The organism is Exiguobacterium sp. OS-77 (assembly GCF_000414195.2).
In the GTDB taxonomy this organism is placed as follows: Bacteria; Bacillota; Bacilli; order Exiguobacteriales; family Exiguobacteriaceae; genus Exiguobacterium_A; species Exiguobacterium_A indicum.
The window spans coordinates 2,771,422-2,793,829 of sequence record NZ_DF239008.1 but is presented as its reverse complement, the minus strand read 5'-3'; the positions used below and the strand labels follow the sequence as shown (position 1 = coordinate 2,793,829).

The 22,408-nt window shown below is 49.6% G+C and carries 21 protein-coding genes; 18 read left to right on the top strand and 3 right to left on the bottom strand.

What is annotated here, in order from left to right; all coding sequences use genetic code 11:
* The first annotated feature begins 15 nt into the window (after window positions 1-15).
* Window positions 16-465, top strand: coding sequence for a universal stress protein (locus EXG77_RS14260; RefSeq protein WP_023466954.1), 450 nt, complete (start codon window positions 16-18; stop codon window positions 463-465).
* Window positions 466-505: 40 nt separating this feature from the next.
* On the opposite strand, the gene EXG77_RS14255 is transcribed toward EXG77_RS14260, so the two are convergent.
* The gene (locus EXG77_RS14255) at window positions 506-703 is read right to left on the bottom strand and encodes a hypothetical protein (RefSeq protein ID WP_023466956.1); all 198 of its coding nucleotides are present in this window, start codon (window positions 701-703) and stop codon (window positions 506-508) included.
* Between the two features lie 128 nt (window positions 704-831).
* Here EXG77_RS14255 and EXG77_RS14250 point away from each other — a divergent pair, with 128 nt between their 5' ends.
* The 17 genes from EXG77_RS14250 to EXG77_RS14175 all read left to right on the top strand — a co-directional run bounded on the left by EXG77_RS14250 (window position 832) and on the right by EXG77_RS14175 (window position 20,458).
* A complete protein-coding gene (locus EXG77_RS14250; RefSeq protein ID WP_029343331.1) occupies window positions 832-1,275 on the top strand; it encodes a MarR family transcriptional regulator in 444 nt (147 codons plus the stop codon).
* Between the two features lie 31 nt (window positions 1,276-1,306).
* Window positions 1,307-3,973 carry an MMPL family transporter gene (locus EXG77_RS14245; protein WP_035399058.1) on the top strand — a complete coding sequence of 889 codons (2,667 nt, stop codon included), beginning with the start codon at window positions 1,307-1,309 and terminating at the stop codon, window positions 3,971-3,973.
* A gap of 84 nt (window positions 3,974-4,057) precedes the next feature.
* On the top strand, window positions 4,058-4,906 hold the full coding sequence (locus EXG77_RS14240; protein WP_023466961.1) for an MBL fold metallo-hydrolase: 849 nt from the start codon (window positions 4,058-4,060) through the stop codon (window positions 4,904-4,906).
* Window positions 4,907-4,983: 77 nt separating this feature from the next.
* The gene (locus EXG77_RS16620; protein WP_255415721.1) at window positions 4,984-5,112 is read left to right on the top strand and encodes a hypothetical protein; all 129 of its coding nucleotides are present in this window, start codon (window positions 4,984-4,986) and stop codon (window positions 5,110-5,112) included.
* A gap of 107 nt (window positions 5,113-5,219) precedes the next feature.
* Window positions 5,220-5,924, top strand: a complete 705-nt coding sequence (locus EXG77_RS14235) for a hypothetical protein (protein WP_035399056.1) — start codon at window positions 5,220-5,222, stop codon at window positions 5,922-5,924.
* Between the two features lie 110 nt (window positions 5,925-6,034).
* Complete coding sequence (locus EXG77_RS14230; protein ID WP_023466966.1) at window positions 6,035-7,195, top strand: ROK family transcriptional regulator; 1,161 nt, start codon at window positions 6,035-6,037, stop codon at window positions 7,193-7,195.
* Between the two features lie 221 nt (window positions 7,196-7,416).
* Window positions 7,417-7,899: a hypothetical protein gene (locus EXG77_RS14225; protein ID WP_035399054.1), complete on the top strand. Its 483-nt coding sequence runs from the start codon at window positions 7,417-7,419 to the stop codon at window positions 7,897-7,899.
* Between the two features lie 29 nt (window positions 7,900-7,928).
* Window positions 7,929-9,239, top strand: a complete 1,311-nt coding sequence (locus EXG77_RS14220) for an ABC transporter substrate-binding protein (protein WP_035399053.1) — start codon at window positions 7,929-7,931, stop codon at window positions 9,237-9,239.
* A 73-nt stretch (window positions 9,240-9,312) separates the two neighbouring features.
* Window positions 9,313-10,275, top strand: a complete 963-nt coding sequence (locus tag EXG77_RS14215) for a carbohydrate ABC transporter permease (RefSeq protein WP_023466969.1) — start codon at window positions 9,313-9,315, stop codon at window positions 10,273-10,275.
* Between the two features lie 13 nt (window positions 10,276-10,288).
* Window positions 10,289-11,074 carry a carbohydrate ABC transporter permease gene (locus EXG77_RS14210; RefSeq protein WP_023466970.1) on the top strand — a complete coding sequence of 262 codons (786 nt, stop codon included), beginning with the start codon at window positions 10,289-10,291 and terminating at the stop codon, window positions 11,072-11,074.
* Between the two features lie 25 nt (window positions 11,075-11,099).
* Complete coding sequence (locus EXG77_RS14205; RefSeq protein WP_035399052.1) at window positions 11,100-13,094, top strand: beta-galactosidase; 1,995 nt, start codon at window positions 11,100-11,102, stop codon at window positions 13,092-13,094.
* Window positions 13,095-13,108: 14 nt separating this feature from the next.
* Entirely contained in the window at window positions 13,109-15,232 is a 2,124-nt protein-coding gene (locus EXG77_RS14200) for an alpha-galactosidase (RefSeq protein ID WP_035399050.1), read from the top strand.
* Window positions 15,229-16,401, top strand: a complete 1,173-nt coding sequence (locus tag EXG77_RS14195) for a galactokinase (RefSeq protein ID WP_035399048.1) — start codon at window positions 15,229-15,231, stop codon at window positions 16,399-16,401. Before EXG77_RS14200 ends, EXG77_RS14195 begins: the two co-directional genes overlap by 4 nt.
* Window positions 16,402-17,400 (top strand): UDP-glucose 4-epimerase GalE, encoded by a 999-nt coding sequence (gene galE, locus EXG77_RS14190; RefSeq protein WP_035399046.1) that lies wholly within the window; start codon window positions 16,402-16,404, stop codon window positions 17,398-17,400.
* 30 nt (window positions 17,401-17,430) lie between these two features.
* On the top strand, window positions 17,431-18,927 hold the full coding sequence (locus EXG77_RS14185; protein ID WP_035399044.1) for a UDP-glucose--hexose-1-phosphate uridylyltransferase: 1,497 nt from the start codon (window positions 17,431-17,433) through the stop codon (window positions 18,925-18,927).
* Entirely contained in the window at window positions 18,924-19,928 is a 1,005-nt protein-coding gene (locus EXG77_RS14180; RefSeq protein ID WP_035399043.1) for an aldose epimerase family protein, read from the top strand. Before EXG77_RS14185 ends, EXG77_RS14180 begins: the two co-directional genes overlap by 4 nt.
* A gap of 119 nt (window positions 19,929-20,047) precedes the next feature.
* A complete protein-coding gene (locus EXG77_RS14175) occupies window positions 20,048-20,458 on the top strand; it encodes a VOC family protein (protein ID WP_035399040.1) in 411 nt (136 codons plus the stop codon).
* On the opposite strand, the gene EXG77_RS14170 is transcribed toward EXG77_RS14175, so the two are convergent.
* Window positions 20,432-20,932 (bottom strand): methylated-DNA--[protein]-cysteine S-methyltransferase, encoded by a 501-nt coding sequence (locus EXG77_RS14170; RefSeq protein WP_035399038.1) that lies wholly within the window; start codon window positions 20,930-20,932, stop codon window positions 20,432-20,434. The two genes, EXG77_RS14175 and EXG77_RS14170, sit on opposite strands and share 27 nt — an antisense overlap.
* Before the next feature lie 78 nt (window positions 20,933-21,010).
* Complete coding sequence (locus tag EXG77_RS14165) at window positions 21,011-22,408, bottom strand: NAD(P)/FAD-dependent oxidoreductase (RefSeq protein ID WP_035399037.1); 1,398 nt, start codon at window positions 22,406-22,408, stop codon at window positions 21,011-21,013.

Genomic DNA, 22,408 nt, shown 5'->3' with positions numbered 1-22,408 from the left:
AAAGGATGATTCTTGATGGAGAGCCAGTATCATACGATTTTAGTGGCAGTCGATGGATCAAAGACGGCAGATCTTGCCTTTGAAAAGGCAGTGAAATTCGCCAAACTCGATCATGCCAAACTCGTCATCGCCCATGTCATCGATATTCAGACATTTGCTAATGTACGTGCCAATAAGCGTTTCATTGATCAAAACGTCACGGAATATGCACAAGGACTGCTCGATCGTTACGAGAAGCGGGCACGAGAAGCAGGCGTCGAGACAGTTGAACTGGTCATCGAAAATGGCTCTCCAAAAACATTGATTCCGAAGGTCATCGCACCACGTGTCGGTGCTGGGTTGATTGTCTGTGGGGCGGTCGGGATGAATGCGATGGAACGCATCATGATCGGGAGTGTCTCTGAAAACATCTCCCGTTATGCAAAATGCGATATCTATATCGTCCGTCCGAAAACCTTGAAGTGATATAAAACAGCACACATCGGTTGATGTGTGCTGTTTTATATCATGTTAAAAAATAATAGAAGATGCCTAATAAAATCAAAATGATCGGAAGAAAAATGAAATACATCCAAGACATGTTTTTGGCCGAAGTTTTGTGGTCATACTTTTCTTCTGCTGGTTGCTTGGCAATCCGTAACGTAAAGACAAGACCTACGAGACAGATGACTAACGCAATCCAAAACAAAGTCAACATAAGCATGCTCCTCTCTTCCTTTATCATACAGAAATTGGTCATGTTCTGCATCGGTAAGTTGTGACAGTTTAGAGTTGACAGACTTCTAGTTGAGGGGCTAAACTAACTTCATAAGTTTAGGGGGTAAACTAAAAATGAAAGACAATTTACGTGAAGCAGTCCTCCTGTTTGAAGAAGTCATGATCCACGGAACAGAACGCGTGTTGAAGTCGGTCGAAGCACCCGTTTGGCAAATGTATTCACCGGAACAACTTCATGTGTTGAAGCTCGTCGGAAAATATGGACCGATTTCGTCTGGGCGTCTCGCGGCAGTGCAGGGTGTTCACAAAAGTGCCATCTCGAATCGGCTGAAAAAGTTGACGGAAAAAGGTCTCGTCATCGTCGAACGACGAGAAGACGACCACCGGACGAAGTATATCTCACTGACGGAATCAGGTCGGTTAGTGGCAACTGAAGCGGAGCAAGAAATCTATACGTATCTTGAAAATTTGATTGAAGGAAAGGTCGAGGAAGAAGAAATCATCCAGTTCATCGAAACCTTTAAGAAGATCAAAGAGATTTTGCAGTTGAACGACTAAAGACAGAATCGAAGGAAGAGGAGAATCGGATATGCGACAAATCGTCAAATGGCGTTGGGCAATTCTTGCGTTATTGCTCATCGTCACAGTAGGTTTACTATTTACGGCACCAAACTTGGCTAAACAAGCAGAAGAAGCAGGTGCGATTCAGCTTGCAAATGATGCCGATTCACAACGGGCAGCTGACATTTTAGAAAAAGCGGGGGCAAGTGAAGAAACCATTTCTCTCGTCATTCCGCTCAAAGACAAAGTCAGCGATGCCGATCGAACATCAATCGGGCAAATCGTTCAGGATTTAGAAGCACTTGATCGTCCGGTTACGGATGTGCTCGATCCGTTTGAAAACAAAGAGACGGAAGGACAGCTCGTCTCAAAAGACAAAAAGACAGTTCTCGTGCCAATCACGGTCGACGGTTCGCAAGAAGAGATCGTCAAACTGGCAAAACAAATCCGGACGGACCTCTTACCAAAGGATCAAACGATTTATCTAACGGGTGAAGCGTTAATCAATGATGACGTCAATACGAGCTCGCAAGAGGGACTGAAGCGGACGGAACTGATTACGGTCGGATTGATTTTCGGACTGCTTCTGCTCGTCTTCCGTTCAGTCGTCACACCGTTCGTCCCACTCGTTGCGGTTGGGTTTACGTACCTGATCAGCCAATCACTCGTCGCCTTTTTCGTCGATTGGTTCGGCTTCCCAGTATCGAACTATACGCAAATCTTCCTCGTTGCCATCCTGTTCGGGATTGGGACGGACTATTGTATTTTGCTCCTGAGCCGGTACAAGGAAGAGTTGACGGCAGGACACGACGTTGAGACAGCAATCGTCAACACGTATAAGACAGCAGGGCGTACGTTACTAATCAGTGGTCTCGCTGTTCTCGTCGGCTTCTCGGCGATTGGATTTGCGGACTTCCCGATCTTTAAATCGTCGGTCGCTGTTGCAGTCGGGATTGCCGTACTCTTGCTTGTCTTGTTTACACTTGTTCCATTCTTCATGGCGACATTAAAAGAAAAGCTATTTTGGCCATCGAAGAAGGCGGCGAGTCACCAAGACAGTAAACTGTGGGCACAGTATGGTGGACTATCGATTCGTCGTCCGTTGCTTGCGATGATCATCGTTGCGATCATCACGGTTCCGACACTCTTTACGTATGATGATGACCTTTCGTTTAATACCGTCGATGAGATTGGTGCGAAGTATGAGACGGTAAAAGGACTCAATGCGATCTCGGATGGATTTGGTGCAGGTGAGTCGCTCCCGGTCAACGTCATCCTGAAGAGTGACGATGATTTGATTACTGAAAAAACAGTTCCTTATGCGGAACAACTCAGTCGCGAACTGGTGAAGATTGACGGGGTCAAATCGGTTCGTTCGATTTCTCGTCCGACAGGCGAAGTCATCAATGATTTCTACGTCGATCGTCAATTAAAACAAGTTGCTGATGGTATGAAGAAAGCTACCGCCGGTCTCACGGATGTTCAGTCTGGTCTGACGACGGTGGAAGATAATTTGAATGGGATTACAGGACAGCTACCAGCAGGAGACGCGGCTTCAGCAGGTGCGAGTCAGTTGCAACAAGCAGCAGACGGACTTGGGCAAATTAACCAACAGTTGACGCTCGTCGGTCAAGGTCTACAATCGACCCAAAACATCCCGCAAACCGTTGGAACGTTGAATGCCTTGTCTGGTCAATTGAGCCAAGTTCAAGCCGGCATCAGTCAAGCAGCAAGTGGGATTGCGTCTCAAGGTGCGCAAGCGGGTCAACTTGGAAGTGGGTTGACGCAACTCGCAGCCGGTGTCGGTCAAGCGAACGCAGGATTGACGAAAATCGAAAGTGGTCTTGAAGACATTTCTGATCTTCTGACCGAGATGGGACAAGCGACATCGATTCGGGGGACAGGTGTGTTCGTTCCAAAAGATACGCTGTCGGATAAAGCCTTTAAACCAGCAATTGATCGTTACGCGATCGATCAACAGACGGGATTGAAGTTCGAAGTCATCCTCGAAGATGATCCGTATTCTCCGGAAGCGATTCAAACCGTCGCTGCAATAAAAGAGACGACAGCGAAGACAATCAAAGGTACACCGTTTGAAGATAGCACCGTTGCATATGGTGGGATTTCAAGCGTCAACAGTGATTTAAACGATACGTCGAAAGCCGATTTCAAACGAACAGTGACGGTCATGCTGATCAGTCTCTTCGTGATTCTAGCAATCATGTTCCGTTCGTTGATCATGCCGTTGTTCATGATCGGTTCGTTATTGCTGACGTATTATACGTCGATGTCGATCGCAGAGCTGATCTTCGTCAACGGACTCGGATATGACGGTATCAGTTGGGCCGTTCCGTTCTTCGGATTCGTTATGTTGATTGCCCTTGGTATCGACTACTCGATTTTCCTACTCGACCGTTTCCGGGAAGAGACCATCAAGGGACTCGATACGAAGGAAGCGATGTTCCTGTCGATGAAAAAGATGGGGTCTGTCATCATCACGGCAGCGATCATCCTCGCAGGAACCTTCGGAGCGATGATGCCGTCTGGTGTCTTGAGTCTCGTTCAAATCGCGACGATCGTCATCACAGGTCTACTCTTGTATGGTTTGATCGTCTTACCACTCTTGATTCCAGCGATCACGGTATCGTTTGGCAAAGGGGTCTGGTGGCCGTTTCGACCAAACGCTAAAAAATAATAACTAACCAGACCGGGTTCGTCTTCTAGATGAACCCGGTTTTGTCATGACGTATACTAAAAGCAGATGATAAGGAGGTAGAGCATGCAACACTTCAAACAACTAACTTCACGGATTTGGTATCAGACACCGGTCAGCGAGACGGACCGCCCGATTCTCGCCGTCGTACGTGGGGAAAATCATCAATTGATGATCGATGCGGGAAACTCGTCAGCTCATGCAGCACTATTCTTAGAAGAAATGAAGAAACACAATCTTGGATCACCTGATTTATTGGCATTGACCCACTGGCACTGGGATCATATTTTTGGGATGAAACATCTCGGTCTGCCGTCAATCGCGACCAAGCAAACGATCGAACGAATGAAGGAGATGCAACCATACGCTTGGACAGATGGAGCGTTACAAGAACGAATGGATCAAGGCATCGAGATTCCGTTTTGTGCGGACGCGATCAAGCTCGAGTTCGGTTCGACACGTGATATTGAAGTCGTTTTACCGACGATCGGCTTTGAAGGACAACTGGATCTTGATTTGGGCGGGGTACACTGTCAGTTGATTGAAGTCGAAAACGATCATTCCCCGGGAAGTCTACTCGTCTACATTCCGGAAGAACGTGTCGTGTTCTTAGGCGACGCGATGTATGCCGATATCTTTTCACCGAAGTGGAATTATACGGTCGAACGGACGACGCGTTTACTAACGACACTCGATCGTTTAGATGCCGACTATTATATCTGGTCGCATGGAGAAGCGATGCCGAAGTCGGAATTTGAAGAAGAGATCAACATGTTGCGTCGAGCCATTCGCGTAACAGAAGCGACCGGAGGGCGACTGAAGGACATGCGGACCTTATATGCAGAAGAGACAGGACGACCGTTGACAGAAGATGAGACCGAAACATTGATTTATTTCGCAAATGGAACGAAATGACAGATCATAACAAGGGATCGGATACGAGACGTCGAAAAAGAGAAGTACTACGAGCTTGTTAAAGGGAGCGGTACTACATGACGAAGCCAAGATTCGAACGGGATGAAACCGTCGATCGCGTCTTTTTTGGGAAAGCGGGCATCTTCTCGTTTTTAATCATCGTCGGAGGCATTCTATATCTACTATATGATTTGTACCTACAATGACCGGGACGCATGCGTTCCGGTTTTTTGAATTCAGGGGAGTGCACGAAAACCAGATATTGGGTAATAACTTGCGTGAGGCTGTTCGAGAAGGTGAGAGGAGATGTCGGATGAAACGAATTCAAATTGCGGATTTTGATCGACGCATGCCATCGATTGAACTGGTCGAAAAGGATGATCACTATGAAGCGATGCTTGTTCCGAGTTATGACCATACGTATCCTTCGACACAAATCCGGACGATCCGCTTAGCGGATATCTCCGTCAATCTGATTGTGACTCCGCAAGAAACACTGCTTGTTTCTGCGCTTTTTCATAAACCGGTTCAAGTGACGGACATTGTTTCCTGGATGCAGCTGTATACGATTAGTTTTGCCCAGTCGGATGAGACTGGTTATTTCGTCGAACAAGCAGATGAAATTTTAGAAGTCGTCTTGTATCAGAAACATCCGATCGTCATCGCGACACGTGGTCAGGATCGATTGTATTACGATACGACGGGGGCGATTGAAGTCCGACGGGCGATGAATGAATCGGTCGGCGAGCGTCCGTTACTTTATTTGAATGGAGAAGCTTGGTACGGTGTTCCACGTCTGACGTTTAATCGCATGAAGGATGAGTTACACGTCAACGGAACGTTTTTATATGCGGACTATATGGATGCATATCATGGAAAAATCGGTTTCTTTCGCGAGAATGATCCGTCTCAACCGATCGTCTTGTTAGTCGGTCAAGCTATCGTCGAAATCGAACTGACCGAGAATCCGGACGGTTCACGTGTCTTGATCTTGGAACAACCATACGACGAAGCATGAAAGTGCACAAAAACCGTTCAGCAGATGAACGGTTTTTGTGTGAGACCGTGAAATCCCTTACAAAATATGCGAAGATAGTAAAGAGACAGACCAAAGGGGTTGAGGGGGACATGGCGAAAGAAACACCGCGTAATTCTAAATGGATGCGTTCTTATAATCGAGCACTCGTCTTGCGACTGATCCGGATGCATCAACCGATTTCGCGGGTCGAGTTAGCACAACGGACGAACTTGACGAAGCCGACGGTATCAAACATCGTCAGTGAATTGATTGCAGAACAACTCGTGACAGAGCGAGAGCTTGGGGTATCAAATGGGGGACGAAAACCGATCATGCTCGAACTCGTCGCAACAGAGCAATACGTCATCGGCATCGATGCAACAAGTCACCAATTCATCGGTGTCGTTGCGGATTTAAGTGGGAACACGATTCATGAGTCCGAAGCCGTGGGACGCTTTGAGACGAATGAAGAATTGATTGAAGCAATCGGTCGCTTATGCGAGACGTTGATTGCACAGACAAAAGGACGGGGAACGATTCACGGAATCGGCATCTCTGTCCACGGGATGGTCAATCCGGAGACAGGTGTCATTCTTTTTGCTCCACGATTCCATCTGCATGATGTTGAGTTGAAGGTACAACTCGAAGCACGTTTTGACTATCCTGTCTTCATCGAAAATGATGTCCGGGCACTCGCTTCGTTTGAGTTATTGTTCGGTGAAGGCGTCGGGGTCGAACAATTCTTCTATCTCTATGCTGGGGAAGGAATCGGGGGTGCTTATGTGCTCGACGGACAGCTTGTCGACGGACAACATCATATTACGGGAGAGGTCGGACATATGCGCCTTGATCTCGATGGTCCGATTTGCTCGTGTGGGAACCGAGGATGTCTTGAAGCGTTGGCAGGCGAAAAAGCATTGTTACGGGATTATGCTGTCGTTGATCCACAAGTCTCGACGCTTGCTGATTTGCGCAAGCGGTTGAACGAGGGAGACGAGCAGGCGGTTCGTGCGTATGAACGGGCGGGGGAATATATCGGAATCGGGGTCTTGAATACGATTCATCTTTTGAATCCACGCCGGATTTTACTTGGGGGACCGATGTTCGAGCTCGCACCTACGATCGTTGATCAAATCAAGGAACGGGTCGAGCACACGGCGTTGACCGCTGCTTCACGTGAAACCGATGTCAAGATGGTCCCGTGGGGTGAAAAACAGGGAGCACTCAGTGCAGCGGCCCTTGCAACAAACAGTTTATTTCAAACGATTTAATGAGCCGATTCCGTGTCTTGCGAACCAGCAAGAGATGGAATCGGTTTTGTTATTCAAAAATAATTTAATGAAACCGTTTACAAATTAAAAAGTGATGTGCTATAGTCGATGTAAAGTTAGATAATAAATTTAATTTACTAAGTTCATGGTCAACTAAGTGGAGGTGGATGCAGGTTAGCAGGGGCTAATCAAGCTGAAGCAGGAAAGGGAGGCATCGCGCAATGGAACCATACGATCCATGGGTTTCGTACCGTGAAGCTTTCGGGCGTTACGGAGCAATCCGCGGTTTTTATTTTCATCGGTCGACGCAACAGATGACAGAACAGGGTCCAGGCGATGTCCCGACAGACGAGCAGGATATCGTGCTCGTCCGACCACGACGTGACGGTGTGTTTCAATTCCGGATGTCATCGGTACAAGGGGTCCTGACGATCCGTTCATCCGAGCTACACATTCGAAAAAATGAGAGCGGATACATTGAATTACGCGCACTCATGAAACACATGCGCTCTGCCGGTTGTTTGACGCTCGGTGGGGAGTTATATCTCTTCGTCCGACCGGACGTTGATACGCTGGCGTACCGTCTTCGATTGATTGCCCGCGTATTGATTCAGCTACAGGGAATGCCGATTCAGACGAAAGTGATCGAAGAATGGTGCAAACAAGCACAAATTGAAGGGGAGCACGCTAGACGATACGCTTGACTACTTACACATAAAAGGGGAGCTCTTACATGAAATTCAAAAAAACGAAACTCGTTGCTGCAGCATCAGTCCTAACATTATCCGCATTCCTTGCTGCTTGTGGTGGCGAAGACGAGCAACAAACGAAAACGAAAGACGGCAAGACGATCGTCACATGGTGGGGCTGGGCGCCACAACCAGAAGCGGGGAAAGCAGTCGTTGATGCGTTCAACGAATCGCAAGACAAATACGTCGTTCAATTCAAACGCTACAGTGAAGACTATGAAAAACAATTACAAGTCGCGATGTTGTCAGGTAAGGGTCCAGACATCATCGGTCTAAAAGAACCGATGATCCAGCAGTACAAGGATCGTGTCGTACCGGTTGATTCGTACATGGATAAAGCAGCAGGCAAAGGCTGGAAAGACAAGTTCGTCGAGCTTGGAATCGAACAAACGACACTCGACGGTAAACAATATGCAGTGCCAATCGGGTTCACAGGTCAAGCGTACTTGATGTACAACAAGACGATGCTCGACAAATACGGCGTGACACCACCGAAGAACTACAAAGAAACAGTCAGTGCAGTCAAGAAGATCAAAGACTCAGGTGATAAAGTCATCCCACTCATGCTCGGAGCAAAAGATGCGTGGATCGATATCGACGTCTACAACGTCCTCAGTCACCAAGTGGCGCCAGGTTACATCCAAAAAGTTCTTTCGGGTGAAGCGAAGTGGACAGACGACGAGATGGTCAAAACAGCACAAATCTGGCAAGACCTCTTCAAGGATAAAGTCTTCCAAGAAGGTGCACTTGGTCTAGCGACATACAATGACGGGATGAACCAGTTCTTCGATAAAAAAGCAGCGATGTGGGTCATCGGTTCATGGGAAGCACACTCGATGACGACGAAAGAGAAAAAAGAAAAATGGAAAATCGATGATGAGCTCGGATTCGTTCCACTCCCGAACTTAGCAGGCGGAACAGAGCAACCTGTCATCGCATCGATCGATATGGCACTTGGTGTCAACAAAGAGTCAAAACAACAAGAGGGTGCAGCGGAGTTCATCGCTTTCATGAGCCAAGGGAAAGGACAAGAAGTCTACATGGGTGAGTTCGAGATGGCGCCTGGCATCAAGGACGTCAAAGTCGATTCGGATGCTGCCTTCACAACGGAAGGTGAAAAAGAGTCGTACAAGATGTTGAACGACACATTAGCAAAAGCGGTTGCTAGCCGTGGTATCCGGGATACGAAATTAAACGATATCCTCGGTAAGGAACTTCAAAACATCGCGACAGGACAAGATCCGAAAGAAGCATTACAACGCGTTCAAGACGCAGCGGATCAATCAGCGAAATAAGACTCGACAGTGAAGTGGTACGCCTGCGTGCCACTTCCTGATTTTTTGGACTTGAGGAAAGTGGGGAATCCATATGCAGACAGAGCGACAGGAATTGCCGATTAAACCAAAAGCAGAACCGCTCCAGCCGGTAGCGACACGTACGCCTGCGCCAAAGAAGAAAAAGAACATGAAGCGGAACATGGTCGGATGGGCTTTCGTTGCCCCGATCGTCTTGTTCGTTGTCAGCTTCATCTATTATGGGATCTTCTATAACGCCTATAACTCGTTCTTCTCGTGGGACGGAATCTCGTTTGACAAAGCGTTCGTCGGACTCGACAACTATGCTGAGATGTTCCAAGATCCAGACTTCTATCTCTCGCTGAAGAATACGTTCATCTTCACGATTTTAACAGTCACGATCCAAGCCGGTATCGGTCTTGTCTTGGCGTACTTCCTGCATACACCGGGACCATTGCGGACGGCGATGAAGTCGGTCTTCTTCTTCCCGGTCGTCTTGAGCCCTGTCGTACTCGGTGCGGCATTCTCACAAATCTATGATTTCCAGTTTGGTTACATCAATGAATTCCTCCGTGCGATTGGTCTCGGTAGCCTCGAACAGAACTGGCTCGGTGATCCGGACATCGCGCTTTATTCCGTCATTGCAATCAACATCTTCCAGTGGACGGGTTCTTCAATGGTCATGTACTACATGGCGATGTTGACGATTGAGAAGGAAATCTTCGAAGCAGCAAAAATCGATGGAGCTGGATTCTTCCGGACACTGTGGAGCATCGTCTTCCCGAACTTGAAAGGAACGACGTTCACACTTTCGATCCTCGGTGTCATCGGTGGTCTGAAGACGTTTGACTTAGTCTGGATCACGACAGCCGGCGGACCGGGATCGTCGACGGAGTTCATTTCGACTTATCTATTCCGGAAATCGATGTTGCAACAGGAAGTCGGTTACTCGAGTGCTGTTGCCATCATCCTATTGACGATTGCCCTGCTCATCACGTACTTCCAATTGCGCGTACAAAAGAAAATGGATAACTAAGGAGGAACGACCCATGGATGTAGAATCTAAAAAAAGCCGCTGGATGATCAACCTTGTATTGGTGCTGGCATCAATCGTCTGGTTATTCCCGATTTTCGTCATGTTCAAAGAGAGTCTCCGAATCAATGGATTCGACAACTATATCGCGACACTACAAAACCCGAACTTCCCAACGTTCGTCTTCAACAGTTTCTTCGTTGCCTTCTTCATGATCATCATCTCGATCACGATTCTGGCATTCGCGGCGTTTGCCTTCTCGAAACTTGAGTTTGCTGGAAAACGCCTGTTGTTCAACATGGTCTTAGCGGGTCTGATGTTACCCGTCGCTTCGATGATCGTTCCATTGTTCTTCACGCTCCGTTCGTTTGACGGACTGAACAACCACTGGGGACTGATCGGAGCGGAAGTTGCGTTCTTCTTACCATTCGGTCTAATGCTCATCAAAGGATACTTCGATGAACTACCAAACGAACTGATGGAAGCGGCGTATATCGATGGGGCGACGATTCTTGAAGTGTTCTTCAAAGTCATGCTACCACTCGCAAAACCAGCGCTCGCAACAGCTTTAATCTATGCGTTCCTTAACTCATGGAACGAATACTTGATGGTTCTTACGTTCATGACGGATCCTGCCTATCAGACAGTGACGATGGCACCAAGTTTCTTCAAGGATGCGCTCGGTGGGGATCCAGGAAAAATCTACGCATCACTTGTTTTGATCAGTTTACCGACGATGATCTTCTATATCTTCTTCCAACGTTTCTTCCAAAAAGGAATGACGGCGGGTGCAGTAAAATAATTGTTTTTGCGTAAGGGGGAGCACAATGTATTTAGGAGTCGATTATTATCCAGAACAAACACCACGAGCACTATGGGAGGAAGACTTCCGACTGATGAAGGAACTTGGCGTCAACGTCGTTCGTCTCGCGGAATTCGCTTGGTCGATGATGGAGCCGGAAGAAGGCGTCTATGACTTCAGCTTTTGGGATGACGTCATCGAACGCTTGAGTGCGGAAGGATTCGATATCGTACTCGGAACACCAACTGCGACACCACCGGCTTGGTTATGTACGAAGTATCCAGAAATCTTACCGGTCGATGAGAACGGTGTGACGATCAGCTTTGGTGCCCGTCGCCATTATACGGTCCACAGCGAAACGTACCAGCGTCTATCCGTCAAGATCACGGAAGAGATGGCGAAACGCTACGGTCAACATCCTCGTGTCATCGGGTGGCAAACGGATAATGAATACGGGCATGAGAAATCGGATCGTTCTTACGGTGATGTCGACCGCGCTGCTTTTCAGCGTTGGTTAGAAAATCGTTACGGAACGCTCGATGCCTTGAACGAAGCGTGGGGAACCGTCTTCTGGAGTCAGACGTACACGGCGTGGGAGCAAATCCCGGTACCGCGTAAAGTCTATCAGGAACACAACCCATCACTGCTCGTCGACTTCGATCGCTTCTGTGCCGACGGCTATACGTACTACAACAAATTACAAGTCGATGTCTTACGTCGCTACATTCCAGAGAACGTCTTCATCACGCACAACCTGGTCTACAGTGACATGGCGGTCAATCAGCAACAAATGGCGCAAGACCTTGATTACGTGGCGTTCGATAACTACCCAGTCTGGGGTGGACTACCTGAGCCGAACCGGTTCGAGAAGATGGCGAGTGATCACGATCTTTGCCGCTCTTCGAAGCAAGGAAAAGGGTTCTGGGTCATGGAGCAATTGAGTGGCGCACAGGGCTGGAGCAAAATTGGTTACTTGCCACGACCAGGACACATTCGCCTCTGGACGTACCAAGCGGTCGCGCGGGGAGCAGAAGCGATTGTCTACTTCCGCTTCCGGGCTGCTCATTTCGGAACAGAGGAGTTCTGTCACGGTATCATCGATCATGATGGCAAACCGAAACGGAAATTCGAAGAAGTCAAGCAGATCATGACGGAACTGAATACGTATGGCGATGAGATCAACGCGAGCCGTTACGACGCGAAAGTCGGTGTCTATTTCGATCAAGAAAACGTCTGGGCGTGGACACACCAGCCACACAGTGATGCGTTTGATTTCCGGACGGAGTTCGTCCGCTTCTATGGTGGAGCGGTTCGTCAACAAGTCGCAACCGACATCGTCTTCCCAGATGATGATCTATCTCGTTATAAACTGATCATCGTTCCGCTCTATTTCTTAACGAATCCAACGTTCGATGACGCCTTGATTGCGTACATGGAACAAGGCGGTCACGTCATCTTCACGTACCGGACAGGCGTGAAGGATGCACGGAATCATGTCGTACCGACGACGTTACCAGGTAAGTTCGCACCGTATGCGGGCATCGAGATCGACGAATACGAGTCACTCCAATCCGTTCAGCAACATCAGGTGGCAGGCATCGGCGAGATGGCAGGACAATCCTCAACAGCCCGCCTCTGGTGTGATCTCATCACACCAACGACAGCGGAGACGCTCGCTGTTTATAAAGATACGTTCTACGAGGGTGTAGCGGCTGTGACGCGCAATGCCTATAAAGGAATGATTACCTACATCGGCTCATCGATTGATGACGCGATGATCGATACGATTTACCGTCAAGCGTTCACGGAGGCCGGCATCGAGATGATCGAGGCGCCGGATCAAGTCGAAATCGTGCGTCGTCACGGCGAAAAACGCGATTTCCTCTTCTTGATGAACCATGACACGAAAGAAGCACGGGACGTTAACTTGGACGGCACATATAAAGTATTGACAGATGAAGAGACATATCGTGGAACGGTCCGGCTCGCACCACTCGAGACACTGATTCTGACGACGTAAGGAGGAAGAGAACCATGGCAATCTTTGAAGTAGCAGGACGTCGTTTCGTCGTCGAAGGGAAACGGGTCGCTCACGTCGTGACGGTCGGTGCGAACGGTAAGCTGATTCACACCTATTTCGGTGCCAAGTTACCATACCGGGATGATTATAAAGCGTTACCGAGTCCAGTCGTCGCGCACAGTTCGTTTGAATCACCAGACGGCGTCGCGACGTACGATTTCGTACCATTCGGCGAGATGTTGTATACGGAGCCAACTTTGAAATCGGAACGAGAGGATGGACAGCGGATTCACCAGTTCCAGTTTGAGCGCTCCGAACAGACGGAAACGAAATTGACACTCTGGCTGTTTGATCCCTTGCAGGAGATGCGTGTCGGGGTTCAGTACGAAGTGTTCGCTGATTACGACATCATCGGTCGTTCGATTGTCGTTGAAAACACAGGTCGATTACCTGTTCGTTTAACAGCAGCCCAGTCCTTTGCGATGGGACGCTGGCATCAACCGAATTTAAAACTGCATCACTTCGCTGGCATGTGGACAGGTGAGTTCAAGAAACAGATCACACCAGTGACACCAGGGCGCCAGACGATTGAAAGTCGACGTGGAGTGACAAGTCACCAAGCGAACCCTTGGTTCGCACTCGAGCAGGACGCGACAGAAGATGGCGGTGAAGTCGTCTACGGACATTTTGCTTATTCCGGTAACTGGGCGATTCACGTCGAACAAGATGCGTTCGGTTTCGTTCAGCTATCAGGTGGCATGAATCCGTTTGACTTCAGTTGGAAACTATCACATCAACAACAGTTGACGACACCAACGTTCTACATCGGCTATGCGGACGGTTTCGCGGATATGAGCGCCCATGCGCATGCCTTTCAGCGTGACGTCATCATGCCACGTGCGACCGATCGTCCGGTTCTTTATAACTCATGGGAAGCGACGTATTTCGATGTCACGGAATCTGGTCAACGTGAACTCGTTGATCTGGCAGCAGGAATCGGCTGTGAACTGTTCGTCGTCGATGACGGGTGGTTCGGTGAACGCCATACCGATCAAGCGGGACTCGGTGACTGGCATGTCAATCGAGAAAAGTTCCCGAACGGTCTTCAGCCTTTGATCTCGTATGTGAAACAACAAGGGTTACAATTCGGTCTGTGGGTCGAACCGGAGATGGTCAATCCGGATTCTGATCTATACCGGGCGCATCCAGACTGGATTTACCATGCGCGCGATGCAGTCCGGACGACGTCTCGGAATCAATACGTCTTAAACCTCGGATTACCAGAAGTCGAGCAATTCATTCTCGAGATGATGGACGACTTGCTGACACGTCACGCGATCGACTACATCAAATGGGACATGAACCGCGCCTTTTCAGAACCAGGTGTTCCAAAAGACCAGACGGATCGCCAACAGGAATTATGGAAACGTCACGTCGATGCGTTGTACCGAATCTTTGATGAATTACGTCGCTTGCATCCGACGGTCGACTTTGAAGCCTGTGCAGGTGGTGGCGGACGGATTGACCTTGGAATCCTCTCACGGACGGAACAAGTCTGGACGAGTGATAACACCGATCCACTCGATCGCTTACAAATTCAGTACGACTTCTCGTATGCTTACAATGCGAAAATGATGAGCTGTTGGGTGACGGACGGACCGAACTGGTTAAATGGACGCAACGTACCGCTTGCAACACGCTTTGTCTCCTCGATGCAAGGCACACTCGGCATTGGTGGTAACTTAAGCGAATGGTCAACGGATGAACTTGCGGAAGCAAAAGGCTGGATCGAGACATATCAAGCGATTCGTCCGACGATTCAACGCGGTATCCAGTATCGCTTATCTGCTTTTACACAACAGACGCCAAGCGTCATGCAGTATACATCAGAAGAAGAAACGGTTCTACTTGCGATCGCGCCACTTCGACAATACGGAACACATCAGTATCACTTCAAGCTAAAAGGACTCGACCCAGCAATGCGTTATCAAGTCGAGGACCGGACGTTAAGCGGCGCTTACTTGATGCAGCAAGGCTTAACATTCTCATACACGACGGACTATGAAGCCCGCTGCTTGCGGATTCAGCCAGTCCACCGTGCGCTCTCACTACTCGAATCAAAGGAGACGATCGTATGACAGACCAGACGTTAGAAGAACAATTTGAACAGCGGTTTGGCTTACCGTCGACGCATCGCTTCTTTGCACCAGGACGGATCAACTTAATCGGCGAACATACGGATTACAATGGCGGTCACGTCTTTCCATGTGCGTTGACGTTCGGTACGCATGCAATCGCACGAAAACGAGACGATCAACGCTTCCGCTTCTACTCACTGAATTTCGAGCAAGACGGCATCATCGAAGTCGCGCTCGACGAACTTGCGTATGACGCGACGCACGGTTGGGCGAACTATGCGAAGGGTATGATTACAGTCTTACAGGAAGCAGGATACCGAATCGATACGGGATGTGACATCCTGATTCAAGGTGACATCCCGAACGGGGCAGGTCTTTCATCATCGGCTTCGCTTGAACTCGTCATTGGTGTCTTGCTCGATCGATTATACGGATTAGAGATTCCACGTCTTGATCTCGTCCGGTTCGGTCAACAAGTCGAAAACCGTTATATTGGCGTCAACAGTGGCATCATGGATCAATTTGCGATCGGTATGGGAAAAGCAGGAGCGGGATTGTTGCTCGATTGTGAGACGCTCGATTATACGTATGCCCCACTCGATTTGACAGGATATACGATCATCATCATGAATACGAACAAACGCCGTGAACTAGCGGATTCAAAATACAATGAACGCCGTGCAGAGTGTGAAGCAGCACTCGCTTATCTCAATCAATTCACGCCACGGGAAGCACTCGGACAATGGACGACGTCAGAATTCGCAAAAGTGGCGTGGGAAGAAGAAATCTTGATGCGTCGCGCTCGCCATGCGATTTCAGAAAATGAACGAACGCTTCAGGCGCTAGCGGCACTCGAAGCGGGAGAACTGACGACGTTCGGTCAGTTGATGAATGCGTCACACGTCTCGTTACGGGAAGATTATGAAGTGACAGGGATTGAACTCGATACACTCGTCGAAGCCGCTTGGGAGCAACCGGGCGTACTCGGCGCACGGATGACAGGTGCTGGTTTTGGTGGCTGTGCGATTGCGATCGTTGAAGACGAGGTAGTCGATGCGTTCAAACAATCTGTCGGCGAACACTATGAAGCACGGATCGGATACCCGGCGACGTTCTATACGGCGACGGTCGGTGACGGAGCACGTGAAATCGAACGGGAGGTCATCTAAATGGCAACGTTAGTCGTAGGTGGAGCTGGTTATATCGGCTCCCATGCCGTCTATCAATTGATTGATGCCGGAAAGGATGTCGTCGTCATCGACCATCTGCAATCCGGTCATCGTGAAGCGGTTCACCCGCAAGCACGTTTATATGAAGGAGATATACGCGATCGTGCTTTTCTCGATCGCGTCTTTACGGAAGAGACGATTGAACAAGTCGTTCATTTCGCTGCCTTCTCACTCGTTGGAGAGTCGATGGCAGAACCATTACGCTACTTTGACAACAACGTCTATGGTACACAAGTGTTGCTCGAAGCGATGATTGCTCACGACATCAAACAGATCGTCTTCTCTTCGACGGCAGCAACGTACGGTGAACAGGAACAGATGCCGATTCTTGAAACAGCGGAAACGAGTCCGACGAATGCATATGGCGAGACGAAGTTGATGATGGAGAAGATGATGCGCTGGTCTGAACAAGCGTATGGCTTACGTTACGTCGCGTTACGTTACTTCAATGTCGCCGGTGCGCGTACAACGGGGGAAATCGGAGAAGACCACACACCGGAAACACATTTGATTCCACTCGTCCTTGAAGTCGCTAACCGACAACGGGCAGAAATTTCGATCTACGGTGATGATTATCGAACACCAGATGGTACCTGCATCCGCGACTACATCCATGTCGAGGACTTGATTGATGCCCACGTACGGGCACTCGATTACTTGGCGGACGGAAACGATAGCACAGTCTTTAATCTTGGTTCGAGCCAAGGGTTCTCTGTTCGGGAAATCATCGAAGCTGCACGTCGCGTGACGGGACATCCGATTCCGGAACGAATCATTGAACGTCGTGCAGGGGATCCGAGTATCTTAATCGCTGGATCCGCCAAAGCAAAAGAAGTTCTCGGCTGGATACCACAACGCACCGATATCGAAACGATCATCCGTGATGCTTGGAATTGGCATGCGCACAACCCAGAAGGATACCGGACGAGCGTTCGTTAATAGAGAGACAGAAAGAGGAGAGTGACGGCGATGAATGAACTCATCCAACAGTTAGTAGCACAAGCGATCCAGGAACGCTTGATTGAACCGGAAGATGCGATCTATGCCCGAAATCGAATTCTAGCACAAATTGGTCAAGCCGATTATGAAGAACAGGCAGACGTACCATCACGTCCAATTCCGGATATTTTGGACGACATGATTGAAGTGTTGATCACAAGCGGACAGCTACCGGCGCGCCTTGAGGATAAAGAACAGTTTGCTGCAGACGTGATGGATGTCTTCGTCGCCCGTCCGTCTGACGTGACAGCGACATTCCGGCGTCTGTACGCTGAATCACCAGTAGCGGCGACGGATTACTTTTATCAACTGAGCCAAGCGAGTAACTACATCCAAACAAAACGAATTGCTAAGAATAAACGCTATCAAGCGGATACGGCTTACGGGACGATTGATGTCACGATCAACTTATCGAAGCCGGAAAAAGATCCACGTGAAATCGCAGCAGCTCGGACGGAGGCACCAACGGCGTCGAACTATCCAACGTGTCTGTTGTGCGTCGAAAACGTTGGCTACGCGGGGCGTGCGAATCATCCAGCCCGTGCGAACCACCGAATCGTTCCGCTGACGCTGACGGAAGAATCGTGGGCATTGCAGTATTCACCATACGTCTATTACAACGAACATAGCATCATCTTGTCGCAGGAACATCGTGACATGGTCATTAATCGGGATGCGTTTGCACGTCTGCTCGCCTTCGTCGAGCAGTTCCCACATTACTTTGCTGGTTCGAATGCGGACCTGCCGATCGTCGGTGGATCGATTCTGACGCATGATCATTATCAAGGTGGACGCTATACGTTTGCGATGGACCGGGCAAACGCATTAACATCCTTTACGTTCCCGGATCAGCCGACAGTCACTGGCGAAACCTTACACTGGCCACTGAGTGTGTTGCGTCTGAAGAGTGAAGATGCGTCGGCACTACTCGATGCTGCGACGACCGTTTATGAGACGTGGTTGACGTATACGGATGAGAGCCAAGAGATCCGTTCACATACCGGTGAGACGCGACACAATACGGTGACGCCGATCGCCCGTCAACGTGATGGACAATTCGAGCTCGATCTCGTCTTACGGAACAACCGGACGTCAGCAGAACATCCGGACGGTATTTTCCATACGCATGCCGATATTCACCACATCAAACGGGAAAATATCGGTTTGATCGAAGTGATGGGACTGGCAGTCTTACCGGCACGCCTGCTTCAAGAGTTGCAACAGGTCGAACAGTTCATCACAGGTGAAGTCGACGAAGTGGCAGTCGCGCATGCTGACTGGGCGCAAGAACTAAAACAAGCGTATGACGGTCAAGATGTCACGATGTACGTCGAGCAAGCGGTCGCTGCGAAATTCGTACGTGGTCTCGAGGACTGTGGCGTCTTTAAACAGACGGAAGCAGGTCAGGCGGCGTTCGGACGATTCGTTCAACTCGTGACGCGCCAACCGGTGGAGGAACAACGATGACACAACTACTTGAGAAAGAGTTGATCCGACATACGTTACGCCAGGAAGGCATCGAAGTGACACTCTGGAACTACGGCGGCATCATCCAAGATATCCGGACGACTGATCGGGAGGGGCATTTGGAAAGTGTCGTCCTCGGTCTTGAAACGGTGAAAGATTATCAACAGCATTCGCCTTACTTCGGGGCAATCGTCGGACGCGTCGCTGGTCGAATCGGACAAGCACGCTTCGAAGTAGCGGGAGAGGTCTATCCGCTCGTCGCAAACGACGGTGCGAATCATCTGCATGGGGGGATTCACGGATTCGATCAAGCATGGTTCGATGTCATTGAAGCGACGGATACATTGTTCCATTTGCGCTTGAACAGTCCGGATGGAGAAGAAGGTTATCCGGGAACGGTCACACTCGACGTGTATTATCGATTAGAGGGAACGACACTGACGCTTGAGATGACGGCCGTGACGGATCAGACGACACCCCTCAATCTGACGAATCATACGTACTTCAACTTATCGGGAAATGCGAAGCGGGATGTGTTGGATCATGTCTTGACGTTACCAAGCGACTGCTACTTACCGGTCCAGCCAGACGGCTTGCCGACAGGGGAACAACGGGACGTCTCCGGAACCCCGTTCGATTTCCGAAACGGTCAGTCGATTCGTGACGGGATTACGCTTGAGCATCCCGAGACGATTGCAGTTGGAAACGGCTATGATCATCCCTTCGTATTACGGGATGACACACTTCGACTTGAAGATCCGGTGTCCGGTCGTTTCGTCGACGTGACAACGAATCAGCCGGCGGTCGTGCTCTATACTGGAACGCAACTGCTGACTGATTATACGGTTCATGGTGTTCCGGCTCGACCATCACTTGGTCTATGCCTTGAAGCACAAGTCCATCCGAATGCAGTCCATGAATCTGCTTTTCCATCAATCTTGTTGTCACCCGGTGAAACCTATCACTGGAAAACAACTTATCGCTTTGGTGTAGTTTCTTGAAAAAAGCCCCATTTTCCATGTCCGGTTGGACAGGAAAGTGGGGCTTTTTGTGTATAGAAGGAAATCGGGAAGAAAAGTGCGAAAGATGATACTAAAGCATAATGAAAGGAGGGCTTTTCATGCAGTATGCCGCTACTCCTTGTCTCGTTTTTTCGGGACAAGCCAAGCAGGCGATCGTGTACTACGAAAACGTATTTGCGATGACACGTCGTCGTCTCTTACTGGATGAAGCGGGAGATACCGTCTACCACGCACATTTATCCAATGGTGCGTTTGAATTGATGCTCTGGGACGAGGGTGACGCACCGAATACCTCTTCTTCGCTCCATCTGTTGTTGACTTTTACGTCGCTTGAAGAGCTCGAGCAAGTGTATCTGCAATTAACGACAGACGGTCAAATCGTCACACCCCTTGCGGTAGCAGACTTTGGAGGTTGGTATGCGCAAGTCCGCGACCCGTTCGGGATTCTGTTCGCTCTATCTTTCAGCGAAGAGGGACGAGAATCAGAGGCGTTGCTCGAGCGCGAGTAGTGTCCGCTTCATATTCAGACCGCCATGATAGCCGAGCAGATCGCCTTTTTTGCCAATGATCCGGTGACATGGGATCGCAAGCAGTAATCGATTTTTCCCGATTGCTGTGCCAATTGCGCGAGTCGCGTTCGGCCGGAAGAGACGTTCCGCGATATCGGAGTAGGTGGCGGTTTGACCGTACGGTACCGCGCGTAAAGCATGCCAGACTTCAAGTTGAAACGGGGTACCGACTGGAGCGATTGGAAAGGACAGTGTCGTCGACTGTTGATTTAGATAAGCTAGTAGCTGCTCCGTATACAGAGCAAGCGCGGTATCAGAAGCAATCCGATCGGCTCGGGGGAAGTGTTTCCGCGACCAGTCGTCGAATACATCCTCCGGTTCATCCCAAGCGCCAACATAACAGAGACCATCTGCTGTAGCAGCGACCGGAAACGTATGCGTATTCCAGTGCAAACGAGTGAAGTACAGTTCCATGACATGTTTTCCTTTCTACGCGAAATGAAGTGATGAATCCAAAAGAGGTGCTTCTGACGCAGAGGCACCTCTTTTTGATTACGCGCGCGAACCGACTTGTTGACGTGGTGGAAGATGGATCGATTGACCAAATAAGGCTTCCATCGATTCCGTCAAGGCTTCGCTTCGACTCGGATGGGCCATGACAGGGAAGAGGAGATCCTCCCGTTTTGCTGTCAGTTCCAGCGCTTGGGTGAATTGTCCGACGAGACGATGAGCATCGTCCCCGATCATGTGAATACCAAGGATCAGTGATGTCTGCTCGTCAGCGATGACCTTGACGAACCCACTGCCACCTTCGATCGTCGTCGCTCCGTTTGCATTCAGCGGGAACTGTCCGCTCTGAACAGCATGTCCGGCTTCGACCGCTTCTTGTTCTGTCATCCCGACCGAAGCAATCGGTGGGAAGGTCCGTAGAACCGTCGGGTAATACGGTGTCGTCGGATCGACGTCTTGACCAGACAAGTGAGCTGCCGTTCGCTTCGCTTCATGAATCGCACGGATGGCGAGCTGTGGACCTGGTGTCACATCACCGATTGCGTAAATATGCGGTTGATTCGTTCGTCCAGTTGCGTCAACTGGAATCGTCCCGTCTTCTGCAAGCGTCACACCGATCCGTTCGAGACCGAGTGTCAAACTGTTCGGGATCCGGGAAAGAGACTGGAACAGATAGGCACCCTGATAGGCGACTTCTTCTCCGTTTTTCATGACGGTGACGGTCGCGTCCGATGAAGCCTCGATACGTGTCACGACATCCGACACGAGACGGATTTTTTGTTTTTTGAATGTCCGCTTCAGTTCCTTTTCAAGGCTAGGTTCGAGTGAGAATTGATCCGCGAACAACGTCACCTCTGTCCCAAGTGCATGGAAACAGGCGGCCGCTTCGAGTGCTAACGTGTCAGATCCAATGATCAATAAGCTCTCTGGTAGTTGCTCGAGTTGATAAAGCTGTTCGGCATTCAAACGGCACGCTTCCTCGTGCTGGATGCTGTGACTACCGGTCGCAATGATGACGTCCTGGAACCGGTACGTATCGAACTGATGTCCCGACTCGACGCCGATCCGGTCCTCTGACAGGAAGGAGGCTGCACCAGAGATATGCTCAATCTGGTTCGCCTGACAGAGGGCGACCACTCCTTGACGTAATTGTTGCACGACACGATTCCGGTAAGCATTCAGTTTACTGAAATCATGGACAGCAGGGGCGGTGAATCCAAGGTCTTCAAGATGCGGCAAGCGTAACATCTCTTCTGCCGCATGCGCATAGACCTTGGACGGGATACAGCCTCGGTTCAGACAAAGTCCACCGAGTTCAGCTTGTTCAATCAATGTAACGTTTCGACCGCCTTGTGCAGCACGGATCGCTGCCGTGTAACCTGCGGGACCTCCACCGATGATCAGAAGATCCCGTTCTTGTGTAAGTTCGCCAACAACCAT